General features: G+C 70.1%; 17 protein-coding genes. 6 read left to right on the top strand and 11 right to left on the bottom strand.

All coding sequences use genetic code 11. The features are described from left to right. Nucleotides 1-172 precede the first annotated feature (172 nt). Entirely contained in the window at nucleotides 173-625 is a 453-nt protein-coding gene (locus tag Q0Z83_RS05715) for a DoxX family protein (RefSeq protein ID WP_317792733.1), read from the top strand. A 441-nt stretch (nucleotides 626-1066) separates the two neighbouring features. Here the strand turns inward: Q0Z83_RS05715 and Q0Z83_RS05710 are convergent, their stop codons facing one another. Next, a complete protein-coding gene (locus Q0Z83_RS05710; RefSeq protein WP_317792732.1) occupies nucleotides 1067-3253 on the bottom strand; it encodes a putative bifunctional diguanylate cyclase/phosphodiesterase in 2187 nt (728 codons plus the stop codon). 227 nt (nucleotides 3254-3480) lie between these two features. On the opposite strand from Q0Z83_RS05710, the gene Q0Z83_RS05705 reads away from it, so the two are divergent. Next, the gene (locus tag Q0Z83_RS05705) at nucleotides 3481-4257 is read left to right on the top strand and encodes an NPP1 family protein (RefSeq protein ID WP_317792731.1); all 777 of its coding nucleotides are present in this window, start codon (nucleotides 3481-3483) and stop codon (nucleotides 4255-4257) included. Between the two features lie 41 nt (nucleotides 4258-4298). Here the strand turns inward: Q0Z83_RS05705 and Q0Z83_RS05700 are convergent, their stop codons facing one another. The 4 genes from Q0Z83_RS05700 to Q0Z83_RS05685 all read right to left on the bottom strand — a co-directional run bounded on the left by Q0Z83_RS05700 (nucleotide 4299) and on the right by Q0Z83_RS05685 (nucleotide 8870). Further along, the gene (locus tag Q0Z83_RS05700; protein ID WP_317792730.1) at nucleotides 4299-4856 is read right to left on the bottom strand and encodes a GyrI-like domain-containing protein; all 558 of its coding nucleotides are present in this window, start codon (nucleotides 4854-4856) and stop codon (nucleotides 4299-4301) included. Further along, nucleotides 4853-5659, bottom strand: coding sequence for a MerR family transcriptional regulator (locus Q0Z83_RS05695; RefSeq protein WP_317792729.1), 807 nt, complete (start codon nucleotides 5657-5659; stop codon nucleotides 4853-4855). Before Q0Z83_RS05695 ends, Q0Z83_RS05700 begins: the two co-directional genes overlap by 4 nt. Nucleotides 5660-5739: 80 nt before the next feature. Then, entirely contained in the window at nucleotides 5740-7107 is a 1368-nt protein-coding gene (locus Q0Z83_RS05690; protein ID WP_317792728.1) for a gluzincin family metallopeptidase, read from the bottom strand. 182 nt (nucleotides 7108-7289) lie between these two features. Then, nucleotides 7290-8870, bottom strand: a complete 1581-nt coding sequence (locus Q0Z83_RS05685) for an ABC-F family ATP-binding cassette domain-containing protein (protein ID WP_317792727.1) — start codon at nucleotides 8868-8870, stop codon at nucleotides 7290-7292. Nucleotides 8871-9375: 505 nt separating this feature from the next. Between Q0Z83_RS05685 and Q0Z83_RS05680 the strand changes: the two genes are divergently transcribed. Then, entirely contained in the window at nucleotides 9376-10092 is a 717-nt protein-coding gene (locus Q0Z83_RS05680; RefSeq protein WP_317792726.1) for an alpha/beta fold hydrolase, read from the top strand. A gap of 280 nt (nucleotides 10093-10372) precedes the next feature. Here Q0Z83_RS05680 and Q0Z83_RS05675 read toward each other — a convergent pair whose 3' ends face one another. Next, nucleotides 10373-10963 carry a TetR/AcrR family transcriptional regulator gene (locus Q0Z83_RS05675; protein ID WP_317792725.1) on the bottom strand — a complete coding sequence of 197 codons (591 nt, stop codon included), beginning with the start codon at nucleotides 10961-10963 and terminating at the stop codon, nucleotides 10373-10375. 123 nt (nucleotides 10964-11086) lie between these two features. On the opposite strand from Q0Z83_RS05675, the gene Q0Z83_RS05670 reads away from it, so the two are divergent. Next, on the top strand, nucleotides 11087-12073 hold the full coding sequence (locus Q0Z83_RS05670) for a 2-dehydropantoate 2-reductase (protein WP_317792724.1): 987 nt from the start codon (nucleotides 11087-11089) through the stop codon (nucleotides 12071-12073). Between the two features lie 17 nt (nucleotides 12074-12090). On the opposite strand, the gene Q0Z83_RS05665 is transcribed toward Q0Z83_RS05670, so the two are convergent. Both Q0Z83_RS05665 and Q0Z83_RS05660 read right to left on the bottom strand, forming a co-directional pair. Then, nucleotides 12091-13326: a hypothetical protein gene (locus Q0Z83_RS05665; RefSeq protein ID WP_317792723.1), complete on the bottom strand. Its 1236-nt coding sequence runs from the start codon at nucleotides 13324-13326 to the stop codon at nucleotides 12091-12093. Continuing rightward, a complete protein-coding gene (locus tag Q0Z83_RS05660) occupies nucleotides 13326-13829 on the bottom strand; it encodes a SigE family RNA polymerase sigma factor (protein ID WP_317797037.1) in 504 nt (167 codons plus the stop codon). Before Q0Z83_RS05660 ends, Q0Z83_RS05665 begins: the two co-directional genes overlap by 1 nt. A 79-nt stretch (nucleotides 13830-13908) precedes the next feature. Here Q0Z83_RS05660 and manD point away from each other — a divergent pair, with 79 nt between their 5' ends. Then, complete coding sequence (gene manD / locus Q0Z83_RS05655) at nucleotides 13909-15117, top strand: D-mannonate dehydratase ManD (RefSeq protein ID WP_317792722.1); 1209 nt, start codon at nucleotides 13909-13911, stop codon at nucleotides 15115-15117. A 107-nt stretch (nucleotides 15118-15224) separates the two neighbouring features. Here the strand turns inward: manD and Q0Z83_RS05650 are convergent, their stop codons facing one another. From Q0Z83_RS05650 to Q0Z83_RS05640, 3 genes are all read right to left on the bottom strand, one after another. Further along, on the bottom strand, nucleotides 15225-15995 hold the full coding sequence (locus tag Q0Z83_RS05650) for an aminotransferase class IV (RefSeq protein WP_317792721.1): 771 nt from the start codon (nucleotides 15993-15995) through the stop codon (nucleotides 15225-15227). Nucleotides 15996-15999: 4 nt separating this feature from the next. After that, nucleotides 16000-16884: a GNAT family N-acetyltransferase gene (locus Q0Z83_RS05645; protein ID WP_317792720.1), complete on the bottom strand. Its 885-nt coding sequence runs from the start codon at nucleotides 16882-16884 to the stop codon at nucleotides 16000-16002. Between the two features lie 223 nt (nucleotides 16885-17107). Continuing rightward, the gene (locus Q0Z83_RS05640; protein ID WP_317792719.1) at nucleotides 17108-17953 is read right to left on the bottom strand and encodes an EamA family transporter; all 846 of its coding nucleotides are present in this window, start codon (nucleotides 17951-17953) and stop codon (nucleotides 17108-17110) included. 150 nt (nucleotides 17954-18103) lie between these two features. Here Q0Z83_RS05640 and Q0Z83_RS05635 point away from each other — a divergent pair, with 150 nt between their 5' ends. Beyond that, nucleotides 18104-18991, top strand: a complete 888-nt coding sequence (locus tag Q0Z83_RS05635; protein ID WP_317792718.1) for a LysR family transcriptional regulator — start codon at nucleotides 18104-18106, stop codon at nucleotides 18989-18991. The last annotated feature ends 65 nt before the right edge of the window (nucleotides 18992-19056 follow it).

The following is a 19056-nucleotide window of genomic DNA, read 5'->3' as shown; positions in this document are numbered from 1 at the left end:
GCGGCACACGCTGCCTTACGAAAACGTTTTCGGCAAGATGTAGGACCGGTTACGAATAGATTTCCGTCATCCCGAGTTCTTAGAGGAAATTTAAGATCATCTATTCATAGGGGCGCTTGAGGCACTTAGGGTGGATTTCCAGATTGTCCACTTCCCGACAGAGGAGCGTCTATTGTCTTCCGCGCGCGTAAGCGACATCACCTGGCTGCTGTTCCGGGTCGTCGTCGGCCTGCTGTTCACCTGTCACGGGCTGGCCACCGTGTTCGGCCTGCTCGGCGGCAGCCGCGGCACCGGTGAGCCGGTGGCCGTCGGCGTCTGGCCCAACTGGTACGCCGGTCTCATCCAACTCGTCTGCGGCTTGCTCGTCCTGGTCGGCCTCGGCACCCGCCCGGCCGCGATCCTGGCGTCCGGGTCGATGGCGTACGCCTACTTCGTGGTGCACCAACCGGACGGGCTGATGCCGATCCAGAACGGCGGGGTCACCCCTGCCCTCTACGCCTGGTCGTTCCTGCTGATCGCCGTCGTCGGCGGTGGGCCGTGGTCGATCGACGCGCTGATCCGCAACCAGCGTGCCTCGATCCCAACGGTCACCCCGGAGAAGGCGCCGGCCAGGACGCCCGCCTGACCCACCGCGATCCCGGGATTCGCGGCACCCGGCGCCGCCGAACTCCACGAGATCGTCCGGCAACGCTGATCTCGGGGCACCGGGCCGCGTCGCGCCACTCCGCAAGATCGAGATGTGAGATGTGCACCGCAGGGCAACGGCGCCCGGCTCGGTTTCGAACGAACGAACCGACGTCCCGGCCGTGCCAGCGGCCGGGCTGTCCCGCGACCCGCCCGACCGCCGAAAGACCAGGTCCCTCCCTCACGCGGTCGATCCGGGCGACGGCCACCCCGACCGCGCAGACGATCCCTCCGCATACGAGCCGGCCGTTACGCGGCCAGATCGGCCCCCACGCGACCAGGGCGGACACCGCCCTTCCGCATACGAGCAGGCCGTCACGCGGCCAGATCGGCCCGCCGCGCGACCAGGGCGGACACCGCCCTTCCGCATACGAGCAGGCCGTCACGCGGCCAGATCGGCCCGCCGCGCGACCAGGGCGGACACCGACTCCGGCGCGACCGGGCGGGAGAACAGGAAGCCCTGCCCGCGCTCCGAACCCAGCGCCAGCAACTCGGCCGCCTGCCCCTGGTTCTCGACCCCCTCGGCGACCGTGGTCAACCGCAGGATCTGGGCCAGCCGGATCACCGCCTCGGCGATCGCCGCGCCCTCGGCGGTACCGTCCAACCGCGCCACGAAACTGCGGTCGATCTTGAGGACGTCGACCGGCAGACGGGTCAGGTATTGCAGGGACGAGTAGCCCGTACCGAAATCGTCAATGGCGATCTTGACCCCCGCGGACCGCAGCCGGCGCAGGACCGCGACCTCGACCGCGTCCTCCACCATCGCCGACTCGGTCACCTCGACGACCAGGCTGGACGCCGGCACCCCGGCCTTGGCCAGCAGGGTCAGCACGTCACGCGCGAGGTGTGGCTCCTGCAACTGGCGCGGCGAGACGTTCACGGTCACCGACAGATCGGCACCCGCCGCACGCCAGGCGGCCAGCTGCCGTACCGCCTGCTCGAGAACCCACCGGCCGATCCCGACGATCTCGCCCGATCGCTCGGCGACCGGGATGAAGGTCGCCGGCGACACCGAGCCGTGCAGCCGGTTCTGCCAGCGCAGCAGCGCCTCGGCGGCCACCACCCGGCCGCTCGCCAGGTCGACGATCGGCTGGTAGAGCACGGTGAACTCGTCGCGCTGCAACGCGCCTTCGAGCGCTTCGGCCAGGGCCGCGTCGAGCGCCCGCCGATCGTTCATCGACGCCTCGTGGATCACGAAGGTCGGCGTCACCGAGCGGGCCGCGTGGCTCATCGCGATCTCGGCGTTGCGCAGCACCGTCTTGGCCGGTTCACCGATCCGGGCGACGGCCACCCCGACCCCGCAGACGATGCCCTCCGCCTCCGCGGCGGCGAGGACCCGCTGGGCCGCGATCGTCGCCTCACCGGTCACGCTCGCGTCGGTGAGCAGCACCCCGTAGGTGTCCGGGCCGATCCGGGCGATCAGATCCTCGGCGCGTACGTTGGCCCGCAGCACCGCCGTCATGCTGTGCCGCACCCCGGGCTCGGCCACCGCGATGGCCAGCACCGCGAACGGGTCCCGGCCGCGGACCACCCGGGCCAGTGCGTCCTTGAGCGCGGCCCGGTTGGCCAGTCCGGTCTCCGGGTCGCGCTCGGCCTGGGCCCGGATCGACCGGATCGACAGCCGGTAGCGGAACGCGACCGCGGCGAGCATCACGACCATCGCCACGACCAGCCCGCTCCACCGCAGCCAGCCGGCTGTCCGGACGATCACCACGAGCAGCAGGGTCACTCCGCAGACCAGGGCGGCCAGCGGAATGTAGGCGATCCAGCGGGACGGCTCGGTCCGGCGCGGCCGGTCGGTGACACTGCCGACGCCGGACACCGTCATCAGCGGGGAGAGGGTGAGGAGCAGGTGTGCGGTCACCACGAGGGTGCCGCCGATCGGCTCGACCAGACGTTCCACGCCCGCCGGCAGGCCGTTCGCCCAGCGGGTGTCGGCCAGGATCGCCAGCACCATCCCGGTGATCAGCACCGTGATCGGATCACGCCAGTAGGTGACCATGCCGCGCAGCAGCATCGCGGCGATCGCCATGGCCAGCATCAGGTCGGCGACCAGCAGGCCGGCGACGATGCTCCAGGCCGCGACGGGACGGCCGGACAGCAGCACCGGATCCAGTCCGGCGAACCAGACCACCATCACCCCGGCGGCGCCCACGGCCAGCATCTCGGCCACGAACGCCTGCCGGTGCGGCCCGCTCAGCCGGCACAGCGGGCCGATCACCGTCGACGCGCCGAGCAGAGCCATCCCGCCCACGTGGGTGCCGACCGCGATCCACCACAGCCAGGCCGGGGCACCGCCCAGCCAGGCCATCAGCGTCAGCGCGTTGACCACACCCAGCCCGCGGGCCACCGCGCCGATCCGGCACGACAGCGTGTTCAGTCCGAGCCGGGCCACGCGGATCAGGTAATGGACGCCGAGGCCGTCCACCAGGGCCAGCGAAAGGCCGAGGATCCACGGGTACCAGGCCGGCCACAGCAGGCCCACGACCTGCGCCGGAATGATCGCGGCGAGCGGCAGCAGCACACGCCGGGGCACCGGCCGCACACGCACCACCTCACTCCGCCTCACGTCCGCACTGTCGGCTCGCGACCACAAGAGTTGAGACAATCTATTGCCCGTTGGGGCCACAACCGTCAGGCTGATCGATTGTTACCGGCGGGTACGTCGTCGGCCGACCGTGGATGTGGTGTTCGCCGAGCGTTGATCCCCGCGCAGCCCGGTGGATGCCTCACCACCCAGGCGGCCGTGCGGAAATCCGACGGAACGATTCCCCCCGATCGATACCTAGGAGTCCGATGTCCCCCACCACTCCCCGCTGGGCGGCCCGGTCGGCGGTCGTCGCCGGCAGCGCGCTCGCCCTGCTGGCCGCCACCGCCGTCCCGGCCCTCGCCGCTCCCCCGACCGAACTGCCCGGCAACGCCGAGGCGATCGAGAGCAAATGGCAGCCGGCGTACGACTACGACACCGACGGCTGCTACCCGACTCCGGCGATCGGCCCGACCGGTGTCGTCAACGGCGGCCTCAAGCCGACCGGTTCGCTCAGCGGCGACTGCCACGACAACGCCGACCTGGACAACACCAACGGCTACTCGCGGTACAAGTGCAACAACGGCTGGTGCGCCATCGCCTACGGCCTGTACTTCGAGAAGGACCAGGCGCTCGCGAACAGCTCGATCGGCGGCCACCGGCACGACTGGGAGCATGTCGTGGTGTGGGTGCAGAACGACGTGGCCAAGTACGTCTCGACGTCGGCCCACGGTGACTTCGACGTCGCGGCGGCGAGCGCGGTGCGCTGGACCGGCAACCACCCGAAGATCGTCTACCACAAGGACGGGGTGAGCACGCACGCGTTCCGGCTCGCCGGCACCGGCGACGAGCCGCCGGAGAACGGCTACGCGACCTGGCAATACCCGTCGCTGGTCGGTTGGAACGGCTTCCCGTCCACGGCCATCCGCACCACGCTGAGCAACTACGACTTCGGCAGCGCCAACTTCGGGCTCAAGGACGCCAACTTCGTCAACCTGCTCACCGAGGCGATGCCTGCCGGCATCACGTTCAACCCCTCAGCCTGAGGTACGCCGTCCGCCCCGCCCATCACGGGCGGGGCGGCAGGTCAGGCGACCGGCTGGCGCAGAATGGTCCGCAGTCTCTCCGGAGCGGTCTTGCGCGGATCACTCAGGTAGATCTCGTGGTGGCGGCCGGTCATCCGCAGACCGCCGGCCGGGATGAACTCGTGGTGCATCCGGGCCAGCGTCTCGGCCTCGTCGTCGAACGAGCCGACGTGCAGGGTCTGCACACAGCGCCCCTCGGACAGGGTGCCGACCCGGACACCACCGTCGACCAGGGCCTCGTCGATCTCGCCCGGCACCATGATCATCAGAGTCCAGTGCCAGCGACTCTTGTCCCGGGAACCGGTGAACGACTCCATGTCGTCGGCCCACCACAGTCCCTCCAACGGCATCACCACGTAGTCGCGGCCCAGGCGTTTACTGGCGAACTTCAGCCGGTACGCCACCGGGTAGAGGGCCGCCGCCGCGTCACCGAACGCACCGCCGTTGGGGTCACCGGATCCGTCAATCATGAGATAGCGCAGGTCCGGGACGTCCACGAGGTCGAACCGGCCACGCCGGGCGGAGTAGCAGTCCAGCTCCCGCTTGAAGTCGGTCTTCACCGATCGCCCTCGATCGGGAACTGCACCTCGGTGAGCAACTCGTCCGGCCCGACGGTCTGCGGATCGTTCAGGTAGATCTCCCGGGGCGGCCCGTCGGGCTTCCGGCCGTTCTCCTCGATCCAGCCGGTCAGCACGTGATAGGCCGGAGCGATCTCGTCATACGGGCCACGATGGACGATCGACGCGACCGTCGCGCCGGGCATCTCCCGGAAGCCCGGTGTACCGGCCGGAACCGGGATGCAGAGTTCCACCTCACCTTCGGCGCCCTCGTCGAGGACGTCGTGGTAGACGAGGAACGGGGCTCCAGCCGGGTGCGCTCCGGCCGTACCGATGGCTCCGATGATCGTGCCGAAGCCGTGCTGGACGGCCTCGCCGATGGTGACCAGACTGACTCGTAGCGTCACGCTCGCGACCGTGACCGGCGCGACCCGCTTGACCGTCACCTCGGATGACATGAGGTTTCCTCCTCGATCGATGAGACGTTCGAGGAACCGCAGCATCCGCTCCTGCTCGGCGAGCCGGGCCCGCAGCCGCTCCCGGTGCGCCGCGAGACGCTTTCCGATCAGCTCCGGATCGTCGTCGCCGAGCAGCTCACGGATCTCGCCGACCGGCAGGTCGACCGCCCGCAGCACCCGGATCGCCTCGGCCCGCGCGGCCTGCGACCGCCGGTACCAGCGATAACCCGAGGCCGGATCCACCCGGGCCGGCGCGAGCAGGCCCTGCGCGTCGTAGAAGCGCAGGGCCTTGATCGACAGCCGGCTCATCCGGGAGAAACGACCGATCGGGATCAGATCGTCGACCACGGTTCCTCCTTCACACCGAAGGCTCCAGTCTCCCCCGACGGGAGAGTCAAGCCCGCCCTGTCGGAGGCCGGGCCCGTCTCTCAGAGACGCGGCAACGCGGAGGTGACGCCGTCGGCGCGGGGTGCCGGGATCTGCGGGTCGAAGGCGGCCGTGTCGCCGGCGACGGTCGGGCCCCGGCCGACGCTGAAGCCGCAGTTGGTGATGGTGTGTTGGCGCAGCATCAGCGAGGTCGGCACCGGGGCGATCTCCCGCCAGGCGAAACACGCGCGGATCAGCTGCACGTTCTCGCCGCCGGTGATCTCCCGGTCGGCCGCCAGCAGTGCTCGCAGGATGCCGTGGTAGGTCAGGAAGTCCGGTTTGATGGTGCCCCAGGTGACGGCGAGCAGCCGGCCCAGGTAGTCGCGGGCGCGCAACAGCGAGTCCTTGAACGCGGCCTCGTTCCCGGTGTAGGCGGCGGTGAACTCGGCCTGGATCTCGACGAGGTCCTGCGAGGTACCGGGCAGGTTCGTCGACCGGTTGCGCAGGTCCTCGCTGATCAGTTTCTTCGCGACCAGATCCTGCTGGAACACCTCGACCATGGTGTCGAAGATCGCGCCGGTCAGCGGCAGCGACCTGTCGTGCGGCTCCTCGCCGACGTCCGACATACGGCGGGAGTTGAACGCGACCCGGATCTCCCGGCTGTCCGACAGCTCACCGACCCGGTCCAGGCCGTTGATGGTGAGCAGGTTGCCCTTCGTCGAGTCGAGCAGCAGGTCGACGACCGAGTGGAAGTGCAGCGACGCCACGATCGCGACCAGATCACCGGCCGACTCGTGCATACCGCCGTAGTCGATCGCCTCGTCGCGCGGGTTGGCCGGCACCCCCACCTCGGCGAAGATGATGCTGTGCCCCAGCTCGTGGGCGAGAACGTCGAAATTCTCGCAGAACGGCCGCTCGTGATCGATCGTCCCGTTCGGCTTGCTCCCGTATCCGAACTCCAGGAATCCGTAGCCGGACTGGGCGTTGTTCCATTCGATCAACGGGATCAGTTCGAGACGTGCGAAATCAGATTCAAAATGCCATTGAATCGTACGGCCGAAGTAGTCCTCCCAGATGTCGAGAACCCGGCGGACCGTCGCGTACATGGTGGCCGCCGAGAATTCCCGGCTCGCCGGATCAAGGTGATCGAAATGGCCGTCCGGGCCGGGCTGCACGGCCGGCCGTCGGTTGCCGCGGAACGGTGGACGGAAGAAGTTGTTGTACGGCAGCTTCCCGATCGCGTCGATGACGAACATCCGGTCGTCACCCGGCCCGGGTCGCATGGCCTCCGGTTCCACGGAGACCGTGACCTGCTCGGGCTCGGCGAAGAGCGGCCCCGATCCGTCGGCCTTCTGAAGGAACCGGGGCTGCGGGAAGATCCGGAACCGGGTGCCGACTTCGGCCAGCCTGCGATCCAGCTCAAGGGACATGAGTGCCTCCACCCAGTGTTGATTCTTTTGAGGCCTTCATGCGATTCCTTCGTGGACCGCAAGTCAACATCATTGTCCAAGAACCATCCCAAAGTTGGTTCCGGTGCGGGACCTCACCGGCGGGGTCCCGCACCGACCTTCGAGGGACGGCTATCATCCGGCCCCGAGGGGACGAAAAGCGGTCACTTATCCGATGTGGACCGTAACGTCCCGGACAGCTCCAGCCAACGGTCGACGCCGATCTCGGCCAGGAACCGTTCGTCGTGACTGACCACGACGAACGCACCCTGATAGGCGTTCAACGCGTTCTCCAACTGACCCACACTGACCAGGTCCAGATTGTTCGTCGGCTCGTCGAGCAACAGCAACTGCGGGGCGGGCTCGGCGAACAGGATGCACGCCAGGGTGGCCCGCAGGCGCTCGCCACCGGAGAGCACCGACACCGGCAGGTGCGCGCGGCTTCCCCGGAACAGGAAACGGGCCAGCAGGTTCATCCGCTCGGCGTCGGGCAGCGCCGGAGCGAACGCGGCCAGGTTCTCGGCCACCGTCCGAGCCGGATCCAGCAGGTCCAGGCGCTGCGACAGGTAGGCGACCCGGCCCACCGCGTCCTTCTCGATCAACCGCAGCAGCGTCGACTTGCCGGCGCCGTTCGGGCCGGTCAGCGCGATCCGCTCCGGCCCGCGGACGATCAGATCGACATCGGCGAACACCTGGTGATCACCGTAGCGGGCGGTCAGGCCCTCGCCGTGGAAGACGGTACGACCGGCCGGGACGTTGGTGCCGGGCAGGTCCAGGACGATCCGGTCGTCCTGCTTCGCGGCCCGGCTGGCCTGGTCGTACCGCGCCTGGGCCTGCCCGACCCGGTCGCCGTGCACGTCCGCGGCCCGAGCGGCGGAGACCTCGGCGCCACGTTTCAGGTTGCCCGCGTGGATCCGCGCCAGACCGGCGTTGGCCAGGTTGCGCGACGCGTTCGACGAACGGCGGGCGGCCCGCTCCCGAGCCTGCTGCGCCTCGCGTTTCTGCCGTTTGAGGTCCTGCTCGGCGTTGCGGACCTGCCGCTCCAGGGTCTCCCGGCCGGCCGCCGCGGCCTCCTCGTAGGAGGAGTAGTCACCGCCGTGCCACTCCACCTCGCCGTGGTCGAGGACGGCGATCCGGTCCATCTCGTCGAGCAACTCCCGGTCGTGGCTGACCACCAGCAGCGTCCCGCTCCAGGACCGGACCACACCGATCAGCCGCTCCCGGGCGGCCCGGTCCAGGTTGTTGGTGGGCTCGTCGAGCAACAGCACATCGGGCCGTTTCAGCAGCTCGGCGGCGAGACCGAGGGAGACCGCCTGACCGCCGCTCAGAGTGCCGAGCGGCCGGTCGAGGGTGACGTCGTCGAGGCCGAGGCGGTCGAGCTCGGCACGGCTGCGCTCCTCGACATCCCAATCGTTGCCGACCACCGCGAAATGCTCCTCGGCGGCGTCGCCGCCTTCGATGGCATGCAGAGCAGCGATCGTACGGTCGACGCCGAGCACCTGCGCGACGGTCTGCTCCGACGCGAACGGCAGATGCTGGGGCAGGTAACCGAGCATCCCGCGGACGGTGATCGTGCCGGCGGTCGGGGTCAGGTCGCCGGTCACGAGTTTGAGCAGGGTGGACTTGCCGGCGCCGTTGATCGCGACCAGACCGGTGCGGCCCTCCGGGACGGTCAGCATCAGCCTGTCGAAGACGGGAGTGTCGTCCGGCCAGGCGAAGGAGAGTTCGGAAACGGAGAAGGACATGGCTCACCTCGGGGAAGGAAGTGGATTTCCGGGATTCCGGATCTCCCGGACTTCCGGGATGCCGGATCTTCCGGGCTCCCGGACTCTCGGGTTTCCGGATCTTCCGGGCTCCCGGACTCTCGGGATGCCGGATCTTCCGGGCTCCCGGACTTCCGGGATTCCGGGCACGACGAAGGCAGCCGCCACGCGGGCGGCCGGGGCGGGGTCTTCACCCCGCGATGTCGTCGTCCCCTGCCATGTCTCTCTCCCAGATTCGGGTCGTCGGCCCCAACGTTCGGGGCGTCGGCCCCGCTTCGGGTCGTCGGCCCCGCTTCGGGTCGTCGGCCCCGCTTCGGGTCGTCGGCCCCGCTTCGGGTCGTCGGCCCCGCTTCGGGTCGTCGGCCCCAGCTTCGGGTCGTCGGCAACGATAGCTCACTCCCCTCGGGCCGATGCACTCGTTTGTCACTGAGCGCCCACAAGGCCTCCGTAAGTTCCGGGATCGTCGAATCGTTCACGGGAGGTAGTCATGTCCGAGAAGCCGGTGGTCGTCCTGGTGCACGGCGCGTTCGCCGAGTCGGCGAGCTGGAACGCGGTCGCGGCGGAACTGGCCACGGCCGGCGTCACCGCGCTGGCCGTCGCGAACCCGCTGCGCAGCCTGTCCGGTGACGCCGCCTACGTGCGGGACGTGGTCGCCTCGATCGGGCGGCCGGTGATCCTTGTCGGTCACTCGTACGGCGGTCAGGTCATCACCCAGGCCGCGGCCGGGGATGCGGCGGTCAAGGCCCTGGTGTATGTGGCCGCGTTCACCCCGGAGGCCGGAGAGAGCGCGCTCGAACTGTCCGGGAAGTTCGAGGGCAGCACCCTAGGCGGGGCGGTCGTGCCCCGCCCGCTGACCGGCGGCGGGGTCGAACTGTCGATCGAGCCTTCGAAGTTCCCGCAGCAGTTCGCGGCCGACGTCGACCCGTCTGTCGCGGCGCTGATGGCGGTCACCCAGCGACCGGTCACCGAGGCCGCCCTCACCGAGGGACTGGCCGAAGGGGTGCCGGTCTGGCGTACCGTCCCCGGCTTCTTCATCTGGGGTGACGCGGACCGCAACATTCCGGCCGAGGCCATGCGGTGGATGGCGCAGCGGGCCGAAGGCCGCGTCCAGCGAGAGATCCCGGGCGGCGGCCACGCCCTGCCGGTCTCCCAGCCGGCCGCCGTCGCCGAGACGATCCTGGAGGCGGTCGCAGCGGTCAGCTGACCCGGCGCGGCGGCTCCCGCATCTCGACGGCGGGGGGCCGCCGCAGCTCGGCCGCCGCGGCCCCCGCAGCTCGGCCGCCGCGACCCGCACCTCGGCCGCCCCGGTCGCCGCACCGCCGCCACCGCGACCCGCACCTCGGCCGCCCCGGTCGCCGCACCGCCGCCACCGCGACCCGCACCTCGGCCGCCGCGACCGCCGTACCTTGGCCGCCGCGCCTCGACCGCGGCGATCCCCGTGCCTCGGCCGCCGCGGCGCCGTCCTGCCCGGTTCGTCGCCGCGGTCAGGTGGCCGCGGGAATGCCGAGGACTCGCAGCAGGGCGCCGGTGAGATGGTCGGCGACCTGCTGCATGGTCCACCCGAGGGTGTGGGTCAGGTCGACGACGACTCGTTCGTCGAAGATCGTGACCCACATCAGGATGGCGAACCGGACATCCTGCGAGGGGGCGGCGCCACTGTCGATCGCCCGTCCGACCAGCCCACCGAGGCGTTCGTAGAGGCCCCCGACGAAGGAGTCCTCGCGCCGGGCGAGCACACCGCGCGGGGAGCGGACGTGCACCGCGGCGGCGCCCCACTTGGATGCTTGCGCCACCCATTCGTGGCAGACCGCGCGGATGTCGGCGACCGGGTCGGCTCCGGCCGGGAGCGTGTCGAAGGCCTCCAGGAGTTGGCCGCTGAGCTCGGCATAGAACGCGTCGATCGCGCTCGCCGTGTCGGAGAAGTTGCGGTAGGCGGTGGCGGTCGAGATCCCGGCCAGCCCGGCCGCCTCGGCCAGCGGAAACCCGGGTCCACGCTCGGCGAGCAACTCCCCGACGGCGGCCAGTAGTGCTGCCCGGCGCATCCGGGCGTCACCGCGCCGCGGCCTGTCACTCATCCGGTGATCTTAGAAGTGGGCGGCATCACCCCGGTTTTCCGGGCGCGTAACAACGACGAAAAGGAACTCCCGCAAACTGGGAACTGAGAAAATCTTCTCAGTTAGTTTGATCGGGAGGCTGGAATGTCCACAAGACGGACCCGCATCGCGGTGATCGGGGCCGGTGCGGTCGGCACGGTGGTCGCCGCCGCCGCGGTGGACGCCGGGCACGACGTCGTCGTCTGTGCGCGACGGCCGATCGATCGCCTGGTCGTCGAACGCGCCGACAGCGTGCGCGAGATCGACGTGCCGGTTCTCGTCGACCCGTCCGAGGCGACCGAGGTCGACTGGGTGCTGCTGGCCACGAAGGCGCAGGACGCAGCGGGTGCCGCCGCGTGGTTCGGGCCGTTGATCGGGCCGAGCACCACGGTGGTGGTGCTGCAGAACGGGGTGGACCACGCCGAACGCATCGGGCCGCTGGTCCCGCGCGGCACCCGGGTGCTGCCGGCGCTGGTCTACGTGGCCGCCGAGTCGCTGGGCCCCGGGCATGTCCTGCACCGGATGGGCGCGCGAATCACCGTCCCGGGTGCGCCGGGCACCGCACGTGACGGAGCACGGGCGACCTTCGACGAGCCGTCCGCCACCATCGCCGGCCGCCGGGTCACCACCAGCACCGGCGCGACCGATCCGGCGGACCGGTTCGCGGCACTGCTCGACGGGTCGTGGCTGCACGTCGAACGGGTCGCCGACTTCTCCACAGCGGCGTGGCGCAAGCTGCTCACGAACGTCGGCGCCAACCCGGTGACCTCCTTGACCATGAAGCGGATGTCGGTCATCCAGCACGAACCGGCGGTCCGCGAGCTGACCCGGGCCCTGCTGGACGAGGCGATCGCCGTGGGCCGGGCCGCCGGCGCCCGCCTCTCCGACGCCGACCTCGAGCACACGCTGGACATCTACGACGGATTCGCCGGCGACGACGGCACCTCGATGCTCTACGACCGGCTGGCCGGCCGGGCCACCGAACACGAACTGATCACCGGTGCGGTCGTCCGCCTCGGCGAACAGCACGGTGTCCCGGTACCGCTCAACCGGGCCATCCTCGCCCTGATGCACGGCGTCAACCACAAGTAGGTCGGCGCGGAGCAGCATCACGGCAGCCTCATCGAGATGGTGCCCCGGAACGGGCCGGCGGTGATCTGGGTGATCTCGCCGGTCCGGGTGTTCCAGGTGATCAGGCCCTCTCGTTCGGTCTGTGCCAGCAGGGTCTGACCGTCGTCGATCCAGTCGAGGGCCCGGCAGCAGCTCTTCCACCGGTCCGAACCGAGATCGAGCAGCCGTTCCACCAGACCGGTGGTCGTGTCGACCACGGTCAGCATCTGCACGCCGCCGTAGTTCTGCGGGCTGCCGTCGGACGGCGCATGGTCACCCCACGCGGCGGCGGCGATCCGCCCCACACCGTCGGGCACGGCTGGGCCCTCCCACTCGCTGACGCCATAGCCCGATGGCTTGACCAGCCGGAAGTCGACCGGAACCGCGCGCACCGGGTCCGCCTCTCCCGGACGCCACACCCGGACCGCGCGGCCGCCGTCAGCCCCGATCAACTCCGCGATCTCGGCCGGCGCGATGGCGCTCCCGCCGCCGTTCCAGGCCGACATCGCCGCCGGCTCCGGGGTGACGACCCCGGTGGCCCAGTCGACCCGGACCACACCGGCGGACCCCTGCCCGACGAACACGACGCCGTTGCCCGACCACATGACCTGCTCGTTCAGGCCGGGCACCGGGATCCGATGCACCTTCGCGGCGGGCAGATCGATCACCACGAGCGCATCCGGCTGGGGCACGGCGACGCGACGCCCATCCGGGGAGAGGGAGTTGCCGCGCAGCGGGTCCGCCTCGTTGCCACTCTCATCATGGGTACGCCCCAGTTCGCCCACATCGATCCGCACCCACTGCCCCGCCGCGTCGAGAACGTGCAGCGGCCGCATCGACCGGTCCGCCGAATCCGGATCGTTCTCCTGAACCACCGCCACCGCCCGCTCCACCGGATGCCCGGACAGCCTCGGGGCATCAGCCGGAATCGTGAAGTCGGCGGGCAGTGGCGCGAGCGCACGCCGGACCGGTTTCTCCGGCATCACGTCGACCCCGGAAGTGGGCACCGACGGCGTGGCCGACGGGGCCGGCGGAGCCGGAACGATGTCGTCGCCACCCCGGTCACGCAGCGGCACCGTGACGGCGACGACCGCGGCGAACGCGGCCACCGACGCCATCACCTGACGACGCCGGCGCACCCGGCGGGCGGTGGCCCAGGCGGTCGCGGCGAACGACGGCGGACTGACGTCCGCGGAACTCTGCTCGAGCAGCTCGGTGAGCCGGTCAGTCGTCATCATCGTTCCTTTCCGGCCATGTCACCGAGTTCCGGGGCCAGCTCCCGCAGTTTCCGCAGGGCCGCGCTGGCCTGGCTCTTCACCGTGCCGACGGTGACACCGAGGATCTCCGCGGTGCGGGCCTCGGTGAGGTCGTCGAAGTAGCGCAGCACCAGCACCGCCCGCTGTCGTGGCGGCAGTCGTCGTAGCGCCGCCTCGAAGACCAGCCGGCTCGGCACGTCGTCGCCACCGGACGGGCGCTCCGGCGGCGCATCGCTGAGGTGCTCCCGACGGAAGCGTCGCCACCAGGAGACCGCGTCCCGGTACATCACCGTGCGCAGGAAGGCCTCCGGATCGCCCTCGCGCACCCGGCTCCACCGCAGGGCGAGTTTGACCAGGGCACCCTGTAACAGGTCCTCGGCGAGATGGTGGTCGCCGCAGACCAGGTACGCCGAGCGCAGCAGCCGGTGCTGTCGTGCCTCGACGAAGGCGGCGAAGTCGCTGTCCACACCTATCCAACGCATGAGCACCCGTGAATGGTTGGCCGAGTCGAACGAGATCGATAAAGTCGAATCTCCTGGCACCCGCCTCAGGAGGAAAACAGTGAAAATCGCCGACGCCCGGGTGATCGTGACCTGCCCGGACCGCAACTTCGTCACCCTCAAGATCGTGACGTCGTCGGGCGTGTACGGGGTCGGCGACGCGACCCTCAACGGCCGGGAGCTGGCCGTCGCCGCCTACCTCCAGGAGCACGTGGTGCCGGCGCTCATCGGGCGCGACGCCTCCCGGATCGAGGACACCTGGCAGTACCTGTACCGGGGCGCCTACTGGCGGCGTGGGCCGGTGACCATGTCGGCCATCGCGGCCGTCGACACGGCCCTGTGGGACATCAAGGGCAAGGTCGCCGGGCTGCCGGTCTATCAACTGCTCGGCGGGCGGTCGCGGGACGGCGTCACGGTTTACGGCCACGCCAACGCCGACACCGTCGACGACGTGCTGCCGGAGATCGCGAACTACGTCGATCTCGGTTACCGGGCCGTCCGGGTGCAGACCGGGATTCCGGGGCTGGCCAGCACCTACGGGGTGTCCAAGGACCGGCTCTTCTACGAACCGGCGGACGCCGCCCTGCCGACCGAGAACACCTGGTCCACCGCCCAGTACCTCGATCACGTGCCGGAGGTCTTCGCCCGGGTCCGTGACGAGTTCGGCCCGACTCTGAAACTGCTGCACGACGTGCACCACCGGCTCACCCCGATCGAGGCGGCCCGGCTCGGCCGCAGCCTGGAGCCCTACAACCTGACCTGGATCGAGGACCCGGTGCCGGCCGAGCTCCAGGAGGGTTTCCGCCTGATCCGGCAGCACACCACCACGCCGATCGCGGTGGGCGAGGTCTTCAACACGATCTGGGACTGCCAGCAGCTGATCAGCGAACAGCTCATCGATTACATCCGCGCGACTGTCGTGCACGCCGGCGGGATCAGCCACCTGCGCCGCATCTTCGACCTGGCGAACCTCTACCACGTGCGCAGCGGGTCGCACGGGGCGACCGATCTCTCGCCGGTCTGCATGGCCGCGGCACTGCATCTGGACGTGGCCATCCCCAACTTCGGCCTGCAGGAATACATGCGCCACACCGAGGCCACCGACGCCGTCTTCCCACACGGATACCACTTCGCCGACGGATACCTGCACCCGTCCGAGGAGCCCGGGCTCGGGGTCGACATCGACGAGGGGCTGGCCGCGCAATATCCCTACCGCCCCGCGGCCCTGCCGGTGAACCGCCTGGAGGACGGCACCCTGCACAACTGGTGACCCGGTCACGGCAGCCCACCACCGCAGCCACCGAACCGGAAGCACCTCGGTCCGACTCATGGCGTGATCCTGCCGGAGGGGTACGACACTTTCCGGCCGCCTCAGGGTCAGACGATCGCCTGCCACGGGACCGCGTTCCAGCCTTTTCGCAGAATCGTGGTCAGGTGGCCGTACAACGGGAAATCGATCTCGTCGATCGTTTGGATCGCCTGGTCGGGGAAGTGCGAATTCGTCGCGGCGGCGGCCGGCAGGCCGGCCGTCTCGGGTAGCGAGATCGGGCGGGTGATCTGTGGGACGTCCAGGCTGGTCAGGGTGCGGCGCAGGACCTGCATGGTGATGCCGGCCAGCATCGGTGCCTGCGGCCAGACGACTCGGTCGCCGTCCCAGAAGACCACGTTCCAGACCGAGCCCTCGGAGATCACGTCGCCGGGGCCGAGGAACAGGACGTCGTCGAAACCAGCTCGGCGCGCCTCCATGGCCAGGTGGGTCTGCGCGAGTGTGCCGCGATGTTTCAGGTGTGGCAGGTCACGTCCGAATCGGACCGTGCGCACCCGCAACGGTGGTCTCGGGGTCTCGACGGCCGGAGCGCTCACCGAGACCATGACGTCCATGCCGGGCAGGATCGTGACCCGCACCGACGCGTCGCGTTCGGCACGTAGCGCGTGGCCGATCAGCTCGATGACCATGCCGTCCGGCGGCGCGGGGTCGTCCGGGAAGAGTTCCGCGGACGCCTCGCGCAGCCGGGCCAGGTGCAGGTCGAGCCCGGCCACCGCACGCCCGCGCACCTGCATGGACGTGTAGTGGCCGAACCCCCAGGCAGCGGCCTGGTGCAGCGCCTCGACGGACGGGGCGTCGCCGTTGATCTCGACGTGGGTCACACGCCTACCAGATCATGTCGACCTGACGCTGGAACGTGCGGTAGCCGGATCGGGCGAAAGCGGCCGCCATCGGAGTGTTTCCGACATCGGTGGCCGCCCGGATCCGGGGCACGTCCTCGGCGGCGAGGATGCGGGTGCCCTCGGCGAGCAGATCATCGATGTGGCCGCGGCCGCGATGAGCGGGGACGATCCCGATGTAGGCGATGATCGGGTTGTAGCCGTTGTGCGCCGGGATCACGAAACCGACCGGATCACCGTCGGGCAGGGTCGCGATCCGCCACCACTCCGGAGGGCTCGGATACTGGGTCAGCTCGGTGCGGTACTGCTCTTCGGCACACTCGCGCGGGGTCATCCGGGTCAGCTCGTCACGGGTGTGCGCATCGAGCGAACCGGCCACGACCAGCGTCATCAGGTCGACCAGCTCGCCCTCGCGAGGTGGGCGGAAGGTGAGGCGGCCGGTCGGTGCCGGGATCGGGGTCCTGGGATCCCATTGCAGGCGCAGCCGCTCCACGAACGGTTTCGCGCCGCACTCCTCCAGCACCGACATCCAGGTGTCGGCTTCGGAACGCCGCCAGTCTGGTGGGAGGAAGCGGGTGAACTCGGGCGCGGGGTCGGGCAACGCCGTCGTCACCAGCTGGACCGCGTCGGCCTCGTGGCCCTCGGCCACATCGAGCATGTCCATGACCAGCGGATGTTCGTCTCCGGGCCGGGACCACCAGGCGGCGCGGGCGACCACCCGGTCGCCGCGCAGGGCCAGCCACAACCACTCCGGGCGGCGGCGCCCGGCGGTCAGGTCACCGATGATCTCCGAGTTCAAGGGGTACGGGAAGGAGTTGAAGAGGTCCAGCTCGCCGGGCATTCCGGCGGTCCGGATGGTCAACGGTGTCAAGGCGTTCTCCTGGAGAGAGGCGCCCACTCCGTGGCCGGGTGGCTGGGGTCAGCGCTGTGCCCGGCCGGAGGTGAGCGCGAATGTCATGCGGTACATCGCTCGTCCTCCTTTCCTGTCTGGGTGCGAGGTCCCCGGCATTTCACCAGCCGGGTGGGTCGTGCGCCACTGATTAAATCTCCGGCCCCACTGATCAGATCTCCGGCCCCGTTGATCAGATCTCCGGTCAGCGGGCGCCGGAGCGTTCGGCGCCGATGCCGGCCGTCACCACCATGGCGATGCCGGCCAGGGCCGTCCAGCCGGGGGCCTGGTGCAGTAGCACGAAGCCGACCAGCACCGCGATCGCCGGTTCCAGGCTCATCAGGGTGCCGAAGGCGGCGGTCGTCAGTCGTCGCAGCGCCAGGAACTCCAGGACGAACGGCACCACCGGCAGCAGCACCGCCAGGAACAGGCCGGTCACCACGATCCCCGGGGTCATGGAGCCGATCGCGGACGGGGCGGCCACCAGAGTGGCGACCAGGCCCGCCACCGGCATCGAGATCGCCAGGCCGCGGAGGCCCGACACCTCGTCGCCGACATGCTGGGTGAGCAGGATGTACCCGGCCCAGCAGGCGGCCGCCCCCAGCGCGAACGCGACACCGACCAGATCGACGTCGCTCTGCCAGGGCGAGGTCAGCAGCAGCACGCCCGCCCCGGCCACCAGTGGCCAGAGCACGCTGCGGCCGCGGAACACCGCGACGCCGAGCGGACCGAGGAACTCCAGAGCACTCGCGGTGCCCAGCGGCAGACGGGCCACCGCCAGCATGAACAGCAGCGTCACTCCGGCGGTGACCACACCGAGCGCGATCGCTCCGATCAGCCCGGACCGGCTGATCGGGGTTCGGACGTCCGGCTCCGTCGGGCGGCCGGTGACCCGACGGGCCGCGGACCGCATCGTCGCGGTCACCGCGGGATGAGCCAGGACCAGCAGGATCAGGCCCGCCCACGCCAGTCGGAGCCACACCACACCGAGCGCACCGATCTCGTCGGCCAGACCGACCGAGACGGCGAGGCCGAGCTGCACGCAGGTCATCGAGGCAACGGCAAAACCAGTTCCGGTACGGACGACGACGCGAGCCGGTGGGGCGAGGACGGTCATGCCGCCCAGTAGACGACCCCACGAACGTTCGCGTCCACGTGATGATGCTGTACATACCGTTCGCCTCCGCTTAACAATTGCGCCATGGACGTGCGCCGCCTGGAGACTCTCCTTATGCTGTCCCGCCTCGGATCGATGCGAGCGGTCGCCGATGAGATGTACACCACCACCTCGACGGTCTCCCAGCAGATCGCCGCGCTCGGCAGGGAGGCCGGAACCCCGTTGGTCGAGCCGGAGGGACGCCGGGTCCGACTGACCCCGGCCGGACGGCGGCTCGCCGAGCACGCGGTGACGATCCTGGCCGCTCTCGAGGCCGCGAAACTCGATCTGGACCCGGCCGCGGAACCCGCCGGCACGCTGCGCGTCGCCGGTTTCGGCACGGCGATCCGACGGTCTCTGATGCCGGTCGCGGCCGGTCTGGCCGACGATCATCCGAAGGTCCGGGTACGCATCCACGAACACGAACCCACCGAAGCTCTGGCCCTGATCGCGTCGGACGACATCGACCTGGCCCTCACCTACGACTTCAACCTGGCGCCCGCTCCGCTGGACCGCTCGGTCACCGCGCACCCGCTGTGGTCGGTGCCGTGGGCGCTCGGCGTACCCTCCGGCGACGAACCACTGGACGCGCCGGCTCCCGCGGTCTTCACCCGTTACCGAGACGCCGAATGGATCGTCAACTCCCGCGGATCCGCGGACGAGGAGGTGGTCCGGACCATCGCCGGCATGGCCGGTTTCGATCCCCTGGTGACCCATCGTGCCGACAGCCTCCTTCTGCTCCAGGATCTGGTCGTCGCCGGTCTGGGTGTCGGCCTGCTCCCGTCCGATCAGCCGACCCGGGCCGGCGTCCGGTTGCTCCCGCTACGCGACCCCACGCCGATCCTGCGCACCTACGCCGTCGTCCGCGCGGGCCGAACCGGCTGGCCGCCGCTGGCCCTCCTGCTCAACCTCCTCCAAGCCGTGCCGCACTGATCACCGGCTCGGCCCGGCTCGGCCCGGCCCGGCCCGGCCCGGCCTGGCCTACCGGTCGATCGCGC

Source organism: Actinoplanes sichuanensis (assembly GCF_033097365.1).
Classification (GTDB): Bacteria; Actinomycetota; Actinomycetes; order Mycobacteriales; family Micromonosporaceae; genus Actinoplanes; species Actinoplanes sichuanensis.
This window is presented reverse-complemented; position numbering and strand designations above follow the sequence as displayed.